A 17,931-nucleotide genomic window follows, 5' to 3' on the forward strand; every position below is an offset into this window, starting at 1 on the left:
TTGTGCTTACCTCGCTTAGTCTGCGTCATAGCTTCCCACGCTTACCGCCTTGCTATCCCCAGCACAGCCAACCCGCGCCCCCTGCCATGAATTATGAATTGTGAATTATGAATTGAACAGCAGTAACCTTTTTTCATCCCCCGCATAATATGTACCATAAGGCTCACGGAGCCTTAAATAAATCACAAAGGAGAAATACTATGAATTTCGGAAATAACAACTGCTTCTGGATCATTATCCTTATCCTCATCATCTTTATGGCAGGCTGCGGCAATAACGACTGCGGATGTGGCTGCGGATGCGGTAACAACGGCGGCTGCGGCTGCTGATATCCCGGCATGAGAAATGGGGACAGCTGTACTGCTCGGCTGTCCCCGCTTTTTATTATAGGATAAGGCATATCAGCCCTGAACAGCCCTCGTTTATCATGCGCTCGACTGTTTCTTTAAGGCGCATACGTGCATCATCGGGAAGCTTTGAAAGCTTGGTGTGAAGCCCCTCGCTGACAAGTTCATGCAGTGATTTGCCGAAGATGTTGGAACTCCATATCTTGTCGGGGTCTTTCTCGAAATCGCTCATCATGTACATAACAAGCTCCTCGGACTGTTTTTCGGAGCCTACTATGGGGGCGACCTCGGTGTTTATCTCGGTGCGCAGCAGATGTATGGCGGGTGCCTTGGCTTTCAGGCGTATGCCGTATTTGCCGCCCTGACGGATTATCTCGGGCTCTTCCATGGTGAGTTCATCGGGTTCGGGCATAACTATGCCGTAGCCTGTGCGCTCCATTTGGGATATGGCGTCCTTGTATTTGGCGAAACGCTTGCGTATCTCCACAAGCTCCAGTATTCGTGGCAGAAGTTCGTTCTCGCCGTTGATCTCCAGACCTGTGGCTTCGCCTATAACGCGGTAGAAAAGGTCGCTGTAAAGCTGTGCCGAGATAACCGCCGAGCCGCTGCCCGCATCGATATTCTTCACCCCGCAGTTTTCGATGTACTCACATTCTCCGATGGTATCGGCGCACACAGCTATCTGCCTGAGAGTTTCCACACCCTCTGCGGCTTCACGGATATGGGCGAAAACTGCTTCTTTCAGCCAGTGACCTTTGCCAAGGGTGTTTATCCACTCAGGCATGGCTATGCCTATCTCGCGGACAGGGAAAGAGTACAGCACGTTTGCCATTATCCCGCGGATATCCTCTTCTTCAAGGTCGGTGCAGTTGACGGGCATAACGTCCGTTTCGTACTTCTTGCTAAGTTCTTCGCAAAGTCTGCGGGCTTCGGCACTGTGTGGGTCAGCGGTGTTCAGCAGTACCGCAAAAGGCTTGCCTGCGGCTTTCAGCTCGCTTATTACCCTTTCTTCCGCTTCCTCATACTCGTCGCGGGGGAGATCGGTGAAACTGCCGTCGGTAGTTATCACAAGACCTATGGTTGAATGTTCGGTGATGACCTTGCGCGTGCCAACCTCAGCCGCCATATTGAAAGGTATCTCGGTATCGAACCAGGGTGTCATGACCATCCGCGGGGCTTCTTCCTCGATATAGCCCTGTGCTGAGGGTATTATGTAGCCCACGCAGTCAATCAGCCGCACATTGAAGCTTGCGCCGCCCTCAAGGGAGATGTTCACCGCTTCCTCGGGTATGAATTTCGGCTCGGTGGTCATTATGGTGCGCCCCCCTGCGGACTGTGGAAGTTCGTCCTGCGCCCTTTCGCGGCGGTACTCACTGCCGATGTTGGGTATCACCAGCTTTTCCATGAACTGTTTTATGAATGTGGACTTGCCTGTTCTCACAGGTCCTGCCACCCCTATGTAGATATCCCCACCTGTTCTGCGGGCTATGTCCGTGTATATGTCCCTGCTCAATTCATTTGCCCCCTTATCCTCTTATGACTATCATTCTGCCGCCGTCAATGCTGTCAGCGCCCTCGGGAAGACTGTTGTCTTCCATGATGGCTTCAACAGTAGTACGACAGCGCTTGGCTATATCCCAGATATCCTCGTTTGTACCGCATCTGCAAAGCCTCAGCGCACAGCCGCTGTCACGCCGGGCAGGCTTTTCCTTATCAAGCGTAACACTGCCCACCAGCTTAGTGCCCGAGCCGCTGAAAAGCTTATATACTATGCGGATATCCGTCCTGACTTTGATACTGCCGCCATCTCCAAGATAGTAGGAACAGCCAGCTGTTTCGGCATAGGCTTCAAGAGTGCAGTCGGTACAGCCCTCGGGGAAAGCGACTTCGGCTTCGTAGGGGCTCTGACCCTCGATGCAGAAAAGTCCACCCTCGCTGCCTTCGCCCATGACAGAGCAGGTAACACTGCCCGATATACGGAAAGTGCCGTTTTCAGCCCTTACAGCTGGTCGGGTACAATAAGCATAGTGGTCGTATACCGCGCCCACAGTGCCATCGGGGGCGGTGAGGGTACATTCAGATGTGCAGGAGAGTTTCTGCTCGCCGCCGCTGTCAGCTGATATCTCAACCATGTCATCGGGCTGACAATCGTATTCGGTGGAATAAACATCCGTGACACCAACACCTGTGCCAAGCTTTTCGGCAGTGCAGAAAACATTCAGGTCGAGTTCCCACTCCACCGTCTTTTCTTCACCGCTGCCCGCCGCCAGACCACAGCCCGCAGGAGTTACTCTTACACTGACAGTGTAGCTATCGTCCAGCCCATCCATATCTATTATGCGGCTGAAAGGCAGGGTAAAGCGGAGATTCTGCACGCAGTCCGCACCGGTTTTATCTATGCAGGCACAGAGGGCTTCAAGCTCGGCTTCGCCCTTTACCGCCAGCTTTCCCGCAACAATGCGCTGTTCCGTCCTTGTGACCGTACAGCCTGTGCGCAGTACTGTTCCAATGGCGGGCTTGTCATCAGGCAGAGCGGTCTGCTGGATGACGGTTATGCGCTTGGATGCAGAAAGCCTTTTAACAGGGTAAGTGACGGTCTGCCTGCGCAGCTGTATGCCGCAGCCCGAACCACCTGTTATGACTGTCTTTTCGCGGCGGCAGCTGACTTTGACAGCGGCGCACACCGTCCCGCGGACATCTATCCGCCTGCTGCCCTTTGCCCTGCATGACAACCCTCGGCAGGCAAGGTCTATCATCACCTCGGGAGAACTGCAGTCCCCCTCGATATCTATGGTACGGCTGAGTTCCGCATTCTGCTCGATACAGTTTATGCGCCTGCTTCCCTCGGTAAGGTACAGCACTTTCACCGCCACCGTGATATCAAAGGTCAGCCGACCGCCGCTGATGCTCTGGGATGTCAGCTGAGGTTCAGCCGTACACCTTAGTATGCGGAAAACATCGGGGTAGTAGTCTGGCAGGACAATGTCCCGCTCCAGCGGAAGTTCCTCGGTGCAGTCCAGTGCTTTTTCCGTCACGCAGACAGTATCCGTGGTTAGTCTGAGTTCATCGTTCATGTATGTTTCCTCCTGTTTCTCGGATAGCCTTTTGCTATAAACATGATATGCCAGACTTTGCAGGTTTATTCCCCTTTGCAGATACAGCTTTACTTTCGGCTGAAAATGTGGTATGATACTAAAAAGTATTTTCGTCCCGCTGACGCATAATGATGTGTATATTAATTCAATGGAAGAAAACATCACCATAAAACATTTACGGAGGTGGCGCTATGCTGAAATTTCTTGGCAGAGGTTCGGCTTTTCATACAGATAACAACTGCGCGTTTTTTATGCACGAGGGCAGGCTTGTTATGCTGGACTGCCCCATGTCGGCTTTCCACAAAATGCGAAAGACAGGTGCTGAAACGCTGGCGGGGTGCAGACCCGAAAATATCACCGTGCTTATAACTCACACTCATTCCGACCATATAGGCGGGCTGGGTATGCTGGTGCATTTCAGCTATTTTGTGTGGCATATCCCAGTGGTGATAGTGGCGGCTAATGACGAGATAAGGCAGGATATCCGCTTTGTGCTTGAAAGGCTGGACGGCTGTGAAAGCTCTGCATATACTATCATCTCTCCCGACGGCACGGGCTTCACGCCAATAGCTGTGCATCACGCTATCCCTCTTGAAGGCAGGTGCTTCGGGTGGAGTTTTGATATAGACGGACAGCGTGTAGTCTTCACGGGTGATACCTGTTCCCTTGAACCTTTCATGCCATATCTCACCGATGGCGCGTACCTTTACACAGAGGTGTCGGCTTATAACTCGCCTGTGCATCTGCATATAGATAAGCTTCTAGCACTTATGCCCGAAATGAAAAGCAGGAACATCAAGGTGTTCATAATGCATCTTGACGATGAAAAAGCCCTATGTTCAGCCGCCGAGGAGATAGGCGCTGTGCCTGCGCCCCTTTATGTTCAGTTGTGACGTCGCAACCGAACATAAAACTGTTGCAATTCCGCTAAAAATATGTTATACTGAACATCAGAAAAGTTACGGCGGGACAGGCATAATATCTGCCCGCCATGAATAATATATACCGAACAGACGGCAGTACCGCGTGCACTGTGCAGTCGGGCTGACAGGCAGCAGATGATGCATCTGCGGGACAAGATCGTTCCGCGGGTGTATTTTTATAGGGAGATGATATAATGAGTGTTGAGATAATAAATACTGAAAACAAGCATGAAAAAGAGGCGATGAAAGTCTCGGTGGTGAGCATCATCGTGAATATAGCCCTTTCACTGCTGAAACTACTGGCAGGCATACTTGCAAAGTCGGGGGCGATGATATCCGATGCTGTTCATTCTGCTTCGGACGTTTTCAGCACATTTGTGGTGATAATCGGCGTTAAGCTGGCAGGCAAACAGCCCGACAAGGAACACCCCTACGGTCACGAGCGAATGGAGTGCGTAGCTTCGGTGATACTGGCGGTGGTACTGGCGGGAACGGGTATCGGCATTGGTTACAAGGGTATTCAGAAGATAGCTGGAAGTCAGACAGAAAAACTTGTCGTACCCGGTGCACTGGCACTGGGGGCGGCGGTGATATCTGTTATAGCCAAGGAGCTGATGTTCCATTACACTAAGCGCACGGCGGTGAAGATAAATTCGGGGGCGCTGATGGCTGATGCATGGCATCACCGTTCGGATGCGCTTTCGTCCATCGGTTCATTTGCGGGTATCCTTGGCGCGAGAATGGGTCTGCCTGTGCTTGACCCTCTGGCGAGCGTTATAATCTGCGTATTCATCGAAAAAGCGGCGCTTGAGATATTCATTGATGCTGTCAACAAGATGATAGACAAGTCATGCAGTGATGACACCCTCACCAAGATGCAGGAAGTTATCCTCGGCACTGAGGGCGTGCTGGGCATTGACGAGCTGAAAACAAGGCTTTTCGGTGCTAAGATATATGTTGAAGTCGAGATACGCATGGATCCCGCCAAGACCCTTGTGGAAGCCCATGACACAGCAGAAATGGTACACGATCAGATCGAAGAGACTTTCCCCGAAGTAAAGCATTGTATGGTACACGTTAACCCGGACATCTCGGAATAATTCATAATTCACAATTCATAATTGTTGGCAGGGGCTCGGGTTTTGCTGTGCTTAGGATAGCATAGCTGTAAACGATGGGAAACTATGATGTGAACTGTGCTTTAAAGTTCAACAAAGCCATTATCTGACAACGCTATAATTCAAAAACAACATAAGGACGATAACGAATATGTCAAAGAAGAACAAAACGAAGGATCAGAAAATATCACCAAAGGACAAGAAACCATCTGTCATTTGGCTATTTGTCGCACTGCTCCTGTTTGTGCTTATGTCACTGTTCGGTGTGGTTATGATAAAAGGGTCTGTTGATGAGATATCATACAAAAAAGCCTGCACAGTTGAAACAACCGGTACTGTGGGAGAGGTCTCCGTTAAAAGTAAGAAAACAAGGGACAGTAAAGGTCGTCAGCACACCAGCTATACCTACACCGCAACTTATACTTATGAAATAGACGGAGAATCCATAAATGATACTCTTGTGTCATCTAACAAGCTGAAAGATGGTCAGACTGTCAAGGTCAGATATGACCCTGACGATCCCGCACATAAATATGTGAAGGGGCATGAGCAAGCCGGAAGTGTGGGTATGTTTATCTTGGGTATTGTCTGGGTCGGCATATTTCTTGTGATAATCTATGCTATTATACGGGCGATCATACATAAGTTATTTAAAAAGAAAACTGATGTTACAGATAAGGATAATGTGTGATCTTTTTGATTTGATCGTATACTGCGAACTCGATGACAGTAACTGCAATAATATCCGCTGATAGTTTGAGCGTATGCATTAGTTTGCATACGCTCGAATTTTAGTTAGCGGTGACTGCATCGACCGCGTGCCTTTTGGCAGGGCGTATATTACCATGTTCTATTGACAGCACTATTAACGCATCGCTTTTGCGGCTTGAGCTGAGGGCTCTGCCAACAATTATGAATTGCCACAAGGTTTACAATATCAAAAAAGGATAAAAATATTACATAAACGGATATTTTTACAATAAGTATTAAAATGCTTTTATGTTTTTGGTGAGTATTTCTCAAAATCATCAAAATATACATAAAATATCAACAGAATAAATACAATAAAGGCTTGTAAATATTTAAGTGGTATGTTATTATAATTTACAAAAGATGTTGCTTTTGATCAATATTTTTTTCAGGAGGTTATAATATGAGAAACGCAATAAAACGAATCGCAGCGGCAGCAGCTTCTCTGTCTGTTGCGCTGAGCGGCTTTGCAGGCATCCCTCAGCTGACTGCAAGTGCTGCATACGGTCAGGGGGGCAACGGCACCGCCATTATGGAGTATCTCGACCGCGGCATTTACGCTATAAAGTCGGGCAACGGTATGTTCATCAGTTGGAGATATAATGCCAATGATGCTGACGAGAGCGAGTTCCGCCTTTACCGCGATAATCAGCTCATCTACACCAGCAAGGCGGGTCAGGCTACCAATTACTGGGATGCTTACGGCAGTTCAAACTCGGTATACCGCGTGGATACCTATGTTTACGGTGTCCTGAAGTCTTCCGAGACCAGCAATTTCACATCGGGCTCCAATTATTTCGATATCCCGCTGAACAATCCCGATTCAAGCAAATATTCACCCAACGACTGCTGTGTGGGCGACGTTGACGGCGACGGTCAGTACGAGATATTCCTGAAATGGGATCCCAACGATTCACAGGATAACTCAAAGACAGGCTATACCAGCAAGGTATACATCGACTGCTACACCCTTAAAGGCAAACAGCTGTGGCGAATCGATATGGGCAAGAATATCCGTGCGGGTCAGCACTATACACAGATGTGCGTAGCTGATTTTGACTGCGACGGCAAGGCTGAGCTCATCACCAAGACCTGCGACGGCACTATCGACGGCACAGGCAGTGCTATCGGAAATGCCTATGCCAACTATGTTGACAGTTCAGGAACTGTTCTGACAGGTCCCGAGTACCTGACACTTTTCGAGGGTGCAACAGGCAAGGCACTGGATACCATTGATTTCCCTGTACCCAGAGGTACTGCAACAGGCAATACCGCAAAGAGCACATGGGGCGATAACTACGGCAACCGCTGTGAGCGCTACAATGCGGCTATCGCTTATCTGGACGGCGTACACCCCTCTGCTGTATACGGCAGAGGCTATTATACAAGGCTTTCACTTTCCGCGGTTGATGTTCGTAACGGCAAGCTGGTTAAGCGTTGGGTATACGATTCGGGCTTCAACACCAGCGACCCCGCTTACGGTCAGGGCAACCACAACGTTATGGTAGCTGACTTCGATAACGACGGCAAGCAGGAAGTCTGCATGGGTGCATCATGCTTTGATGACAACGGTTCTCTGCTGTGGACAACAAGACAGGGGCACGGCGATGCTATGCACGTAGGCGACCTTGATCCCAACCACGAGGGTATCGAAGTATTCCTCTGCCACGAGAGCGGAAGCTATGGCATATCCCTTATCGACGGCAGAAACGGCAACAAGATCTGGCACTATGACGGCGACAAGGATACAGGCAGATGCTGTGCCGATAATATTCTGGCAGGCAACGGCTCCGCTGAATTCTGGGGTTCAAGACCCGCAGGCGCTGTTTACAACGCACATGGCCAGCAGATAGCAAACAAGCAGCCTTCCACCAACTTCCTTATCTACTGGGACGGCGACCTTGAGCGTGAACTGCTGGATAACATCTACATCACAAAGGCGACAGCAGCTAACAACTATCAGACCATATTCACAGCTGACGGCTGTGCTTCAAACAACGGCACAAAGGCTGTTCCCTGCCTTACTGCCGACCTCTTCGGTGACTGGCGTGAAGAGCTGGTACTGCGCACCGAGGATAACTCCAGACTGCGCATATTCTGCACCAATACCGAGACAAATGTCCGCATGACAACACTGATGCACGATATGCAGTACCGTATGCAGAACGGCTGTCAGCAGTCCTCTTACAACCAGCCCCCTCATACAAGCTACTATCTGGGCAGTGATGCGGCTGTTCCCGGCAGACCAAATATCAAGCTGAACAACACTCCTCCCGAGCCTGTTAACGGCAAGCTGATAAAGAACTTCCTCGTTAAGGACAGCGCTAATGCTGACGGCTGGAAGCTGATGTCTTCAAACACCACAGGCGGACTTATCTACGGCGACAGAGATTTCACCTATACATCTCTGGCTTCTGATCTCCAGAACTGCGAATACATCATGACAGCCTGCAACTCCAAGAACACAGATGCTGATCTTGCAGAGTTCACAGCTGACAAGGATATGGAAGTTTATGTAATGGTAGATGACCGTGAAACATCAGCAAGCATGATACCCTACTGGCTCAGCGGCTACACCAAGACTTCCCTGACAGCAAGCTCAAGCAACGATGTAACATTCACCGCTTACAAAAAGGAGTTCAATGCAGGCGATAAGGTAGTACTCGGCACTAACGGTATGACAGGCTATGTTGTAAACTACACCGTATTCGTTAAAGAGAAGTCACAGCCCAACTGCCCTCCTCCTTCCATGAATATCAGAGTTAATTACAACACTCAGTACCACCAGATACAGTTCGTCTGGGACAAGGTCAGTGGCGCTGACAGATACGGTATCGCTGTATATCTGGCAGGCAAGTGGAGAGTCCAGACTTCCAGCATCACTACAAACAGCTATGTAACTCCCAAGAACCTGACACCCGGCATGACATACAAAGTAGCTATCGCAGCCAGGGTAAACGGCAAGTGGGATACAATGGATGCTATCAAGAATTATGTAACTGTTACTGTAAGGTAATATAGTTACCCCGATAAAATACATACTTCCCAAAACGAAGAGAGCTCACAGGCCGATGCCTGTGAGCTTTTCTTCTGCAAAAATAACAGCCCACGTCTTCACGAGGGCTGTTTATCTTATCCGTATAAACGGAATAATATTTTTCCGACGGGCTGCCAGGTCAAAAGGAGAAATGAGCAAGCTTCTTGATAACACAAAATTTAAAAGCAGCCCAATCGGCTTTGGAGAAAAGAGTTTAGGAAGGTTTTAAACATTTTTTGTAAATGACGCCGAAACTATCCACATACCGTTCGCATATACTGTGGTTCCTGCAAATGTGTACGCCATATGAATACAGACTTCATCATTTACTGTAATACGGCAGCCCTTTTCTTTTGGACTCATGGCAAAATTTCCAGAAGTTTCCACCGTGTTGCACATCGTTAAGGTTAACTTACGATATGATTTTGTCTAAAAATGCCAACCTTTCTACTGCCATCATTATAGCACATATAAATTTAAATGTCAATAGAATTTATAAATTTTTATTTTATAACAAATTAATAATATAAATTATCTCACCAGTACAACATTCTAAACATCTTTTTGAGGTACAATATCAATAGTTGACAGTATTCTTCCCCCCGCCGCAGGCGGAGGGAAGAATACATCTAAAATAAATATGTCGTTTACTATAACAATATCAATGCATTATCTGTAACTGCCGTACTTCTTCTTGAATTCTGTCTTGTTTTCGTACATGGCTTTGTCGGCACGCTTGAAAACGAAATCCAGTGTCATATCATCGGATGCTTTTTCTGCCATGCCCACAGCCGCCGAGAATCTGTCCCAGGGGTCGGCTTCGGTGTGGGAATAGCTTTCTTCAAAGTCATTTTTGATCTGGTCAAATATCGCCCAACGGTTCTGATAATCAGTGCCCTGCAGCAGTACCAGGAACTCGTCGCCGCCTATCCTGTACACGGGAGAGTGTTTGTAAGCCTCGCATATCATGCGGCAGCAGCCCCTTATATAATGGTCTCCCGATTTATGTCCGTGTTCGTCGTTTATCTGTTTGAGATTGTTCATATCCACCATTACTATGGCAAATTCCTTCGGGTAGCTAGGTGTGAAGTCCTCAGTCTTCTTGATGTATGCCGCCTTGTTGCCAACACCTGTGAGAGCGTCCTTGTAGGTCTCTATACTCAGCTGACCTATCTGCTGCTGTTTCGCCTTTATGTCCTCTTCGGCTTTCAGCTTGTCAGCCTGCAGATTGTAGAGTTCGTTCAGCTTGTCGATGGTATCTATCTCCATATGGCGTATACAGCGGTATATCTCGCCTATCTCATCATTGCGGTCGATATCTAGGTCGATGACACCCGCTTCTTCATAGCTTAGATGTTCCGAGGGCTTGAACTTTTTTATCTCCCTTGTCATAGCGTCGAGAGGACGTATCAGCAGTTTTTTGATGAAAAGCACCGCACCTGTCAGCACCACAGCCACAAATCCCAGTGAACCCAGCACAAGGTATACCAGCAGTCTCCTTCGTGCTTTCATAACATCGTCCATGCCGAAATCACAGCCAACTACACACACACATTCGCCCTTTGAATCGTAAACAGGCTCAAAATCCGAGCAGAGCCAGCCCCAGTCGCCGTTGGATATGGTAGGCTCGGGCAGGGCGGCAAGATCCATACCTTGAAGTTCTTTTTCGCGGTCTTCACAGTAGCCGATATCGTAGAGAGGCGATGTATCATCGTTAACAAGATACATATCCTGCACAGCATTCTTATCGCCGTAAGCAAGCACGTAGATATATTTCATATCCTTGATATTGCTCACATACTGCGATATATAATCACGGGTACGGCAGTACTGCTCAAACAGACCTTTCTCTTTCAGGTATTCCTCGATGGGAGCGTCGTTCTTGTCTTCAGCCGCTTTTGCCCTGATCTGCTGGTAGTTTTCATCTTCCGCCACGGCTTTCAGCTCTGCAAGATAATCGCCGTCCATGAAAGAAGCAACATTCTTTGCGTTGTCTGATGCACACTGCTTATAATATGAGTTTATTCGGCTGACGCTTGTCATGAAAGCTATCATGGCAGTACCCGCCGCCACCGCGAACACCGTCAGCGTCACGAAGATGTACATTTTGATTTTTATAGAAAAGCGTTTCTTATCATCGGTCATATATTTACTCACCTCTTTGGTTGTTTGATGTTCAAAGTAGTTCATCTATATTATACTATATTTTAATAATTTAGTCAATAATATTGTTGAATTTTTTCAATTAATTATATTCAGCCCTTGGTTTGTAAAAATGAAAAACTTATTGCTAAATGCTTGACTATCATTTATGAACGTGGTATAATATAACTAATAATCTTGGATAATTTTTTGTTTTTTGGTAATCAAGCACAAAAATTTCTATGTGTTTAAAATTTTTTGGTCGAAGAGTCGGTGGGACAGTAATTTAACGGCAATTTTATAAAGTGGTGATAATATGAACAGCAAAAGCAAAGGTATACTGCTGATGAAGGAATACCTTGAAAAAGCGTCAGGGGCGGGGAGCATGAACGAGCTTGCAGACCTTGACGAGAGATACAAAGCTATGCTTGCCGATGTGGGTGAAGACGGATTGATGGAGCTCCATCAAGCCTTTTCCGTTTACGCCCACAGCGTCATGCAGCAGCTTGAAGAGAAGAACAGCTCGGGCGGTGCTGCCGAGCTTTCGGGTGCTGCAAGGAACGAATATCTGAAAGTGCAGCAGTTGCTTGATGTCAATCAGCTGACCTACCATTTTCAGCCTATAGTACGTGCCGATAACGGACAGATATTCGCCTATGAAGCCCTTATGCGCGCTGACGGAGTCGAGGGTATAACCCCATTCCATATACTGAAATACGCAGAGCTTTCGGGCAGGCTCAGCGAAGTGGAAGAATACACTTTCCTGAATGTGCTGAATCTGCTGAAAGAGAACAGCGAAAGTCTCCACGGCAGACCTGTGTTCATCAACAGCATAGCCAATGTGCGCACTTCTCCCGAAAAGGAACAGGAGATAGAGCTTCTGCTTGAAGACCATGCTGATATCGTGGTGGTGGAGATAACGGAGATATCGGAATTCGATGACAGCAAACTGGAAAAGATAAAGGAAAAATACGATTCTCTCGGCATACCCATAGCCATAGACGATTTCGGCACGGGATATTCAAACATATCAAACCTGCTTAGATACACGCCGAATTTCGTCAAGATAGACAGAATGCTCATCACGGATATAGCAAACAATACCAATAAAAAGCACTTCGTCCGTGAGATAATAGATTTCTGCCACGAGAACGGTCTTAAAGCCCTTGCTGAGGGCGTTGAGAATGCAGAAGAGCTCCGCACGGTGATACTGCTGGGTGTTGACCTGATACAGGGATTCTACACTGCACGTCCCTCGGCGGAGATAATACCCGAGATACCCTACGAGCGCCGTCAGGAGATAACCGAATACCGTCAGGAGCTTGAAGAGGGCAGACGGCTGAAGATATATTCGGCTGAGAAGTACGAGAAAGTATCACTGGAAAGACTTGGCAAAGAGGGATACAGCTGTATACACATCGGATTCAGGTACCATGACGGCAATGTTACCATAGTCGGTTCGGAGAATTACGATTCGGGCATACATATACTCTGCTCGGACGGCTTCAACGGCATGGTGATATTGGAGAATGCCCATCTTTCAAACATCGTAGGCAGGCCCTGCATAGACATCGGCAACGAGAGCTGTATAACCCTGCGCCTTTTGGGCAGCAATAAGCTGACAGGGGGTGGCATAAGGGTGGATGAAAGCTCCACGTTCATCACCGAGGGTACGGGCGACCTTGATATACAGCTGGGTGATGCTGACTACTACGGCATCGGCAACGACCTTTCGTCTGCCCACGGCAGGCTTGAATTCGGGCATGACGGCACTATATCTGTAAACGCCAAAAGCCATACGGGTGTATGCATCGGCTCGGGCAGAGGCGGTGAGATATCCATCGGCAGGGGCAGATACACGTTAAAGACGGCAGGAGCTTCCAGCGTTGGCGTAGGAGCTTTTGACGGCAATTCAAAGATAGAGATACTGGGCTGTGACCTTTCAATGGCTCTCAACGGAGCTTTCAACGTGGGCATCGGTGCTGTGGGCGGCAGTGCGAAGATACATATGATATATTCCAGCGTGAATATCACCCTGAACAGCCAGATGGCCACAGGCGTAGGCACACTCACCTGCGGCAATGCAGATATCCATATCGAACAGCTCAACATACACGAGAATATCCATGGTTCCGAGGTTACAGCCCTCGGGGCACTCAGGGGCGATTCGGATATAAGAATAGAGAGCGCCAATGTAGATATCTCGGCTGACGGCGCAAGAGCGCTGGCTTTCGGTTCGGTAAACGGCAAGACCGATATTTCTACCGACGGCATCACACTTACTGTTGATATTGCGAACTCGCTTGGTTATATCACCACAGCCAAGAACATCAGTAATCTCGGCGGCAGAACTTCCATAACCCTCAACGGCAGCGAATGCAATACTATCCTGGTGAGCAGCAGTAAAAGAGAATAATACCACTGTCAGAAAGATCTCATCTTCGGGAGGAGGTATAGAACTTGAAGATATTCCGTACCAAAAGGCTGATAATATTTACCGCTTTGCTTCCTCTTGCAATACTGCTGTTCGTCATCGCGGGAGAGATCTTCATAGGAACTCCCGAGAGCGAAGCGTCGCCTGCCTGTGATCTTTCGGAAGGCTGGGTAACGGAAGACGGCGAAGAGATATCCGTAAAAGCGCCGCCGAAGGAAAAGGTGATCATAAAGCACAGCCTTGCCGATACAGAAGTTTCGGGAAGAGACCTTTGCCTGCAGACCCATGACGGTGATATAGCGGTATGGTTTGATGGCGAGCTCGCCTACGAATTCAGTTATTCCGCTTCTGCACCGCTGTACGGATTCTCCTACGGTATGCGCGTACATATGATAGCTATCCCCGATAATGCTTCATCGGTAACGCTGGAGATAACACCGCTGTATAAAAATTCTGCGCCAAAGATAAAAAATATCAAGATAGAAGAATCGGGCGTATTCCTCAATGACCTCTACCAGAAAGAGCTTCCCGGATTTGCAGTCTGCGTGCTGATACTGCTGTACGGTTGTCTGATGCTGATAGGCGGCTGTATACGGGGAAACTCTTCCGAAAGCAACAGCGTTGATTTCTTTTCACTGGGAACATTCGCGGTACTAGTGGGAGTGTATGCCGCCAACGAGACACTGGTGCTTCAGCTGATAACAGAAAGGTCGGCTTTTGTGCGATTTTGTGCGGCGCTGGCGCTGATGTTCATATCATACTTCCCTGTGTCATTCGTGGCAAGCGTTACGCATCAGCGGGATACGGTATTCCTGCCAATAATGTTCGTGTATAATACCCTAAACTTTATAGCGACCTCCGTGCTTTCGCTAATGGGTAAAAGTGATGTGGCACTTATGCTGACTTTCTCGCACATCGGCATAGCTGTGGCGCTGATAATGACCATAGTACTGATGGTGCGGGCATTCAAAAAGACAGATACAAACCGCAACCTGCTGTATATGGTAATAATCGGAATGGGTTCGGCACTGGCGGGTGCCGCTGCAGATATCCTGAGATTCCGCCTGGTAAATATAAGGATATTCGGCAACAGCTTTTTTACACGTATAGGCGTGCTGGTCTTCCTTATAATGATGGGCATATACCTTATGAGCGAGCGCACACGTCTTGCGGTAGAGAAAGAACGCTCGGCACTGATGGAAAAGCTGGCGTACACCGACAGCCTTACAGGTCTGAACAACCGCCTTGCTTTCCACCGCAAGGAGAACGAGATACGCACAGAGCATATCAGCTGTACCATTATACAGCTGGATATCAACGACCTTAAAAAGGTGAACGATGTGTACGGCCATGCCGAGGGCGACAAGCATATCATCAGTGCGGCTAACCTTATCACCAGCTGTTTTGATAATATAGGCACCTGTTTCCGCACCGGCGGCGACGAATTCATAGTTATCGCCCAGAAAGGCGGAGAATCAGAAGTATCCGCCGCGTTGACAAAGCTTGAAACAGCTTCATCAGAATACAACAAAGATTATGCTCCCCCCGTACCGATGCAGATAGCCTACGGCTACGCCCATTATACAGCCCAGGTAGATATGCTTGAAACAGCTGAACAGCTGGCGGACAAGCGAATGTATGAAAAGAAAAAGCAAATGAAGACTCAATTCACAATTCATAATTCATAATTGCCCTCGGCCGGGCACGTTCGACGCAGTCAACGTTGGCCATTTCCGCCTATTTTATGTTCGCAATGAACATGAGTTTCGTGTGACGGCGGGTCATAGTATCGTGATTAAGATGTAGAATATTGTTTACTGCCCTGACAATTTAGAACACAAAAAAGTGCGCTTACCGCTAAATCTGCGATAAGCGCATTATTATTTATCAGGACATCAAACTCATATATTCGCAATACAACCGACAGAACAAGAAACTCTCGTCCCTGCCAACAATTATGAATTATGAATTGTTTATATCATGTAGAACCACGCAGTGTCGTCTTCTTCGACCTCCATGCGCTCTACGGGGTGGGCGGCGTCGTAGTTGTATCTCAGTTCCTGATTCTTCACGCTGACCTTTGCGCCCTCGTTAACGGAACGTGTTATGAATGCGTTACCGCCGATGACAACGTCCCTGCCGATGACAGTATCTCCGCCGAGAATGGAAGCTCCCGAATAGATAGTAACATTGTCCTCGATGGTGGGGTGACGCTTCTTGCTTCTGAGCGACTGACCGCCCCTTGTGGACAGCGCACCCAGGGTCACACCCTGATATATCTTTACGTTATTGCCGATGACAGTGGTCTCGCCGATAACTATGCCCGTGCCGTGGTCGATGAAGAAGTACTTGCCTATGGTAGCACCGGGGTGGATATCTATACCCGTTACGCTGTGGGCGTACTCGGTCATCATTCGGGGGATTATGGGCACATTCAGCAGGAAAAGCTCATGGGCTATCCTGTTGACCAGTATAGCGAAAAGTCCCGGATAGGAGTAGATTATCTCGTCCTCGCTGTAAGCCGCAGGGTCGCCGTCGTAAGCCGCATGAACATCGGTAAGGATATACTCCCTTATAGTGCGCAGACGTTTCACAAATTCAAGGCAGATATTCCGCGACCTTTCGAGGATATCACTGCTGTCCTCCGTATCGTTATCCAGCACGATGGTTATCTGCTTTGTCAGCTTGAAGATAACGTCCTCCAGCAGCATGGAGAGGTTGCTTTTCATGGTGTATACCTTGATATCCCTGTTCCTGAAATAGCCGGGGAAGATTATCTTTCGCAGGCTGTAGATGATATCTATGATTATCTCTTTATCGGGGTGGTTGAATATTTTTATGTTCTCGCCGACCTTTTCGCTTTCATGATCTGCAAGCAGTTCATTAACTATACCGCCGACGGTTTCTTCAAATGTGTTCATCAGAATAACGCTCCTTGCATTGTTATTTTATATCAACTTTATATATTATATCATATTAGTAGGATAAAGTCAATAATCCAGCCATTGATCTATTATAAAATATCGAAATGATGCGATCATACAGAGTATCTGCCGAATTTATACCGCTGCTGACATCCTCACAACCGGCAGGCAGAGAAGGCATAATAAACGCAAAGAGCAGGCAACAGCTGACACAGCCGCTATTAAAGCCTGCTCTTTTATATTTATTTTTTATATCCCATAGTTTCTCAGTTTAGAAAAAGTCGTCTTCATCCCCGAAATATGATACTTCGGGGAGCACAGTGACAACTACATCCCTGTTTGACCATCCTTCCTCTGCATTATGGTCGATGAAAGAAAAACCAAAGCTCCGCCCGAATGGATAAGTAACTTGTTTAATTCAAATCTTTTGCACAAATCAAAGCTTTCATCAAGACCATATCCTTTTCTGAGTTCAGATATGATAAGTGCATCGAGTTCTTCCTTGCGTGAAAGATATTCACGGAAAGCTTCTTCCTGTTCGGTTTCCACAGGCTCATTATCTTCGGTATCGATAAGAACTTTTACTGTGTTTTTTTCCCGAACAGTCCGATCTCGATATGACCCTTCCAAAGGGAAGTGTATATAAGTTTGATATCCTTGAACAGCCTGACACTCCCGTGAAGTATCGTGCTTTCTTCCAGCTCGCATTGTTCGGCGGCTTCCGCAGGGGTGAGATACTCGGGCTTGAATGGTCTGACATAGACTTTGACACGGGTGTTATACACATTCGCAGAACGGTTCACTATGGCTCTCCCTCAAATATCCGTAAATCTCTTGATTATCCCCCTTAGATATGCTATAATAATATCAATATCATATCAAGGCGGTGATTCTACATGACATCTTTAGATATCAATAAGTTCTTTCCAGAGCAACTTAAAATACAAGAGATTTCTGAAACTAATGAAAAGATCAGCATAGAATTGGAATCTCAGACAAAGCAGGGAATCTGTCCATGCTGCGGCGTTGTCAGCCAAAGTTGTCATGGTACTTATGTAAGAAAAGTACAGGATCTTCCGATGATGGGAAAAGCCGTCATTTTGCAGATAAAGGCTTATGAATACAACTGTGAAGACCCTGATTGTGAAGTTGTTTCTTTTG

At 47.6% G+C, this 17,931-nt stretch carries 15 protein-coding genes and 1 riboswitch; of the genes, 10 read left to right on the forward strand and 5 right to left on the reverse strand.

Annotated elements, in window-relative coordinates; genetic code table 11:
• Positions 1-200: 200 nt before the first annotated feature.
• Positions 201-329, forward strand: coding sequence for a hypothetical protein (locus BMY75_RS18660; protein ID WP_278287624.1), 129 nt, complete (start codon positions 201-203; stop codon positions 327-329).
• Between the two features lie 55 nt (positions 330-384).
• Here BMY75_RS18660 and spoIVA read toward each other — a convergent pair whose 3' ends face one another.
• The gene (gene spoIVA, locus BMY75_RS09765) at positions 385-1,860 is read right to left on the reverse strand and encodes a stage IV sporulation protein A (RefSeq protein ID WP_074833228.1); all 1,476 of its coding nucleotides are present in this window, start codon (positions 1,858-1,860) and stop codon (positions 385-387) included.
• Positions 1,861-1,873: 13 nt separating this feature from the next.
• Positions 1,874-3,421: a DUF3794 and LysM peptidoglycan-binding domain-containing protein gene (locus BMY75_RS09770; RefSeq protein ID WP_074833230.1), complete on the reverse strand. Its 1,548-nt coding sequence runs from the start codon at positions 3,419-3,421 to the stop codon at positions 1,874-1,876.
• A gap of 212 nt (positions 3,422-3,633) precedes the next feature.
• Between BMY75_RS09770 and BMY75_RS09775 the strand changes: the two genes are divergently transcribed.
• From BMY75_RS09775 to BMY75_RS18240, 5 genes are all read left to right on the forward strand, one after another.
• The gene (locus BMY75_RS09775; protein WP_074833233.1) at positions 3,634-4,335 is read left to right on the forward strand and encodes an MBL fold metallo-hydrolase; all 702 of its coding nucleotides are present in this window, start codon (positions 3,634-3,636) and stop codon (positions 4,333-4,335) included.
• 102 nt (positions 4,336-4,437) lie between these two features.
• A riboswitch (NiCo riboswitch) is annotated at positions 4,438-4,522 on the forward strand.
• 37 nt (positions 4,523-4,559) lie between these two features.
• On the forward strand, positions 4,560-5,465 hold the full coding sequence (locus tag BMY75_RS09780) for a cation diffusion facilitator family transporter (protein ID WP_074833235.1): 906 nt from the start codon (positions 4,560-4,562) through the stop codon (positions 5,463-5,465).
• Between the two features lie 169 nt (positions 5,466-5,634).
• Positions 5,635-6,174 carry a DUF3592 domain-containing protein gene (locus tag BMY75_RS09785; protein ID WP_074833237.1) on the forward strand — a complete coding sequence of 180 codons (540 nt, stop codon included), beginning with the start codon at positions 5,635-5,637 and terminating at the stop codon, positions 6,172-6,174.
• A gap of 462 nt (positions 6,175-6,636) precedes the next feature.
• A complete protein-coding gene (locus tag BMY75_RS09790) occupies positions 6,637-9,249 on the forward strand; it encodes a rhamnogalacturonan lyase (RefSeq protein ID WP_074833239.1) in 2,613 nt (870 codons plus the stop codon).
• 55 nt (positions 9,250-9,304) lie between these two features.
• Positions 9,305-9,499 (forward strand): hypothetical protein, encoded by a 195-nt coding sequence (locus BMY75_RS18240; RefSeq protein ID WP_074833241.1) that lies wholly within the window; start codon positions 9,305-9,307, stop codon positions 9,497-9,499.
• Positions 9,500-9,939: 440 nt separating this feature from the next.
• Here the strand turns inward: BMY75_RS18240 and BMY75_RS09800 are convergent, their stop codons facing one another.
• A complete protein-coding gene (locus BMY75_RS09800) occupies positions 9,940-11,415 on the reverse strand; it encodes a GGDEF domain-containing protein (protein ID WP_074833243.1) in 1,476 nt (491 codons plus the stop codon).
• Positions 11,416-11,728: 313 nt separating this feature from the next.
• On the opposite strand from BMY75_RS09800, the gene BMY75_RS09805 reads away from it, so the two are divergent.
• Positions 11,729-13,828 (forward strand): EAL domain-containing protein, encoded by a 2,100-nt coding sequence (locus BMY75_RS09805; protein ID WP_074833245.1) that lies wholly within the window; start codon positions 11,729-11,731, stop codon positions 13,826-13,828.
• Positions 13,829-13,872: 44 nt separating this feature from the next.
• Positions 13,873-15,534 carry a GGDEF domain-containing protein gene (locus BMY75_RS09810; RefSeq protein WP_074833248.1) on the forward strand — a complete coding sequence of 554 codons (1,662 nt, stop codon included), beginning with the start codon at positions 13,873-13,875 and terminating at the stop codon, positions 15,532-15,534.
• 285 nt (positions 15,535-15,819) lie between these two features.
• On the opposite strand, the gene BMY75_RS09815 is transcribed toward BMY75_RS09810, so the two are convergent.
• Positions 15,820-16,767 carry a serine O-acetyltransferase gene (locus tag BMY75_RS09815; protein ID WP_074833251.1) on the reverse strand — a complete coding sequence of 316 codons (948 nt, stop codon included), beginning with the start codon at positions 16,765-16,767 and terminating at the stop codon, positions 15,820-15,822.
• Between the two features lie 330 nt (positions 16,768-17,097).
• Entirely contained in the window at positions 17,098-17,319 is a 222-nt protein-coding gene (locus BMY75_RS09820) for a hypothetical protein (protein ID WP_074833253.1), read from the reverse strand.
• 68 nt (positions 17,320-17,387) lie between these two features.
• Here BMY75_RS09820 and BMY75_RS18725 point away from each other — a divergent pair, with 68 nt between their 5' ends.
• Together BMY75_RS18725 and BMY75_RS09830 are read left to right on the forward strand one after the other, a co-directional pair.
• On the forward strand, positions 17,388-17,621 hold the full coding sequence (locus tag BMY75_RS18725; protein ID WP_074833255.1) for a tyrosine-type recombinase/integrase: 234 nt from the start codon (positions 17,388-17,390) through the stop codon (positions 17,619-17,621).
• 45 nt (positions 17,622-17,666) lie between these two features.
• A partial coding sequence (locus BMY75_RS09830) for a transposase family protein (RefSeq protein WP_139199779.1) occupies positions 17,667-17,931 on the forward strand: 265 nt, incomplete at its 3' end.

Origin of the sequence: Hominimerdicola alba (genome assembly GCF_900109655.1) — a bacterium.
Classification (GTDB): Bacteria; Bacillota; Clostridia; order Oscillospirales; family Ruminococcaceae; genus Hominimerdicola; species Hominimerdicola alba_B.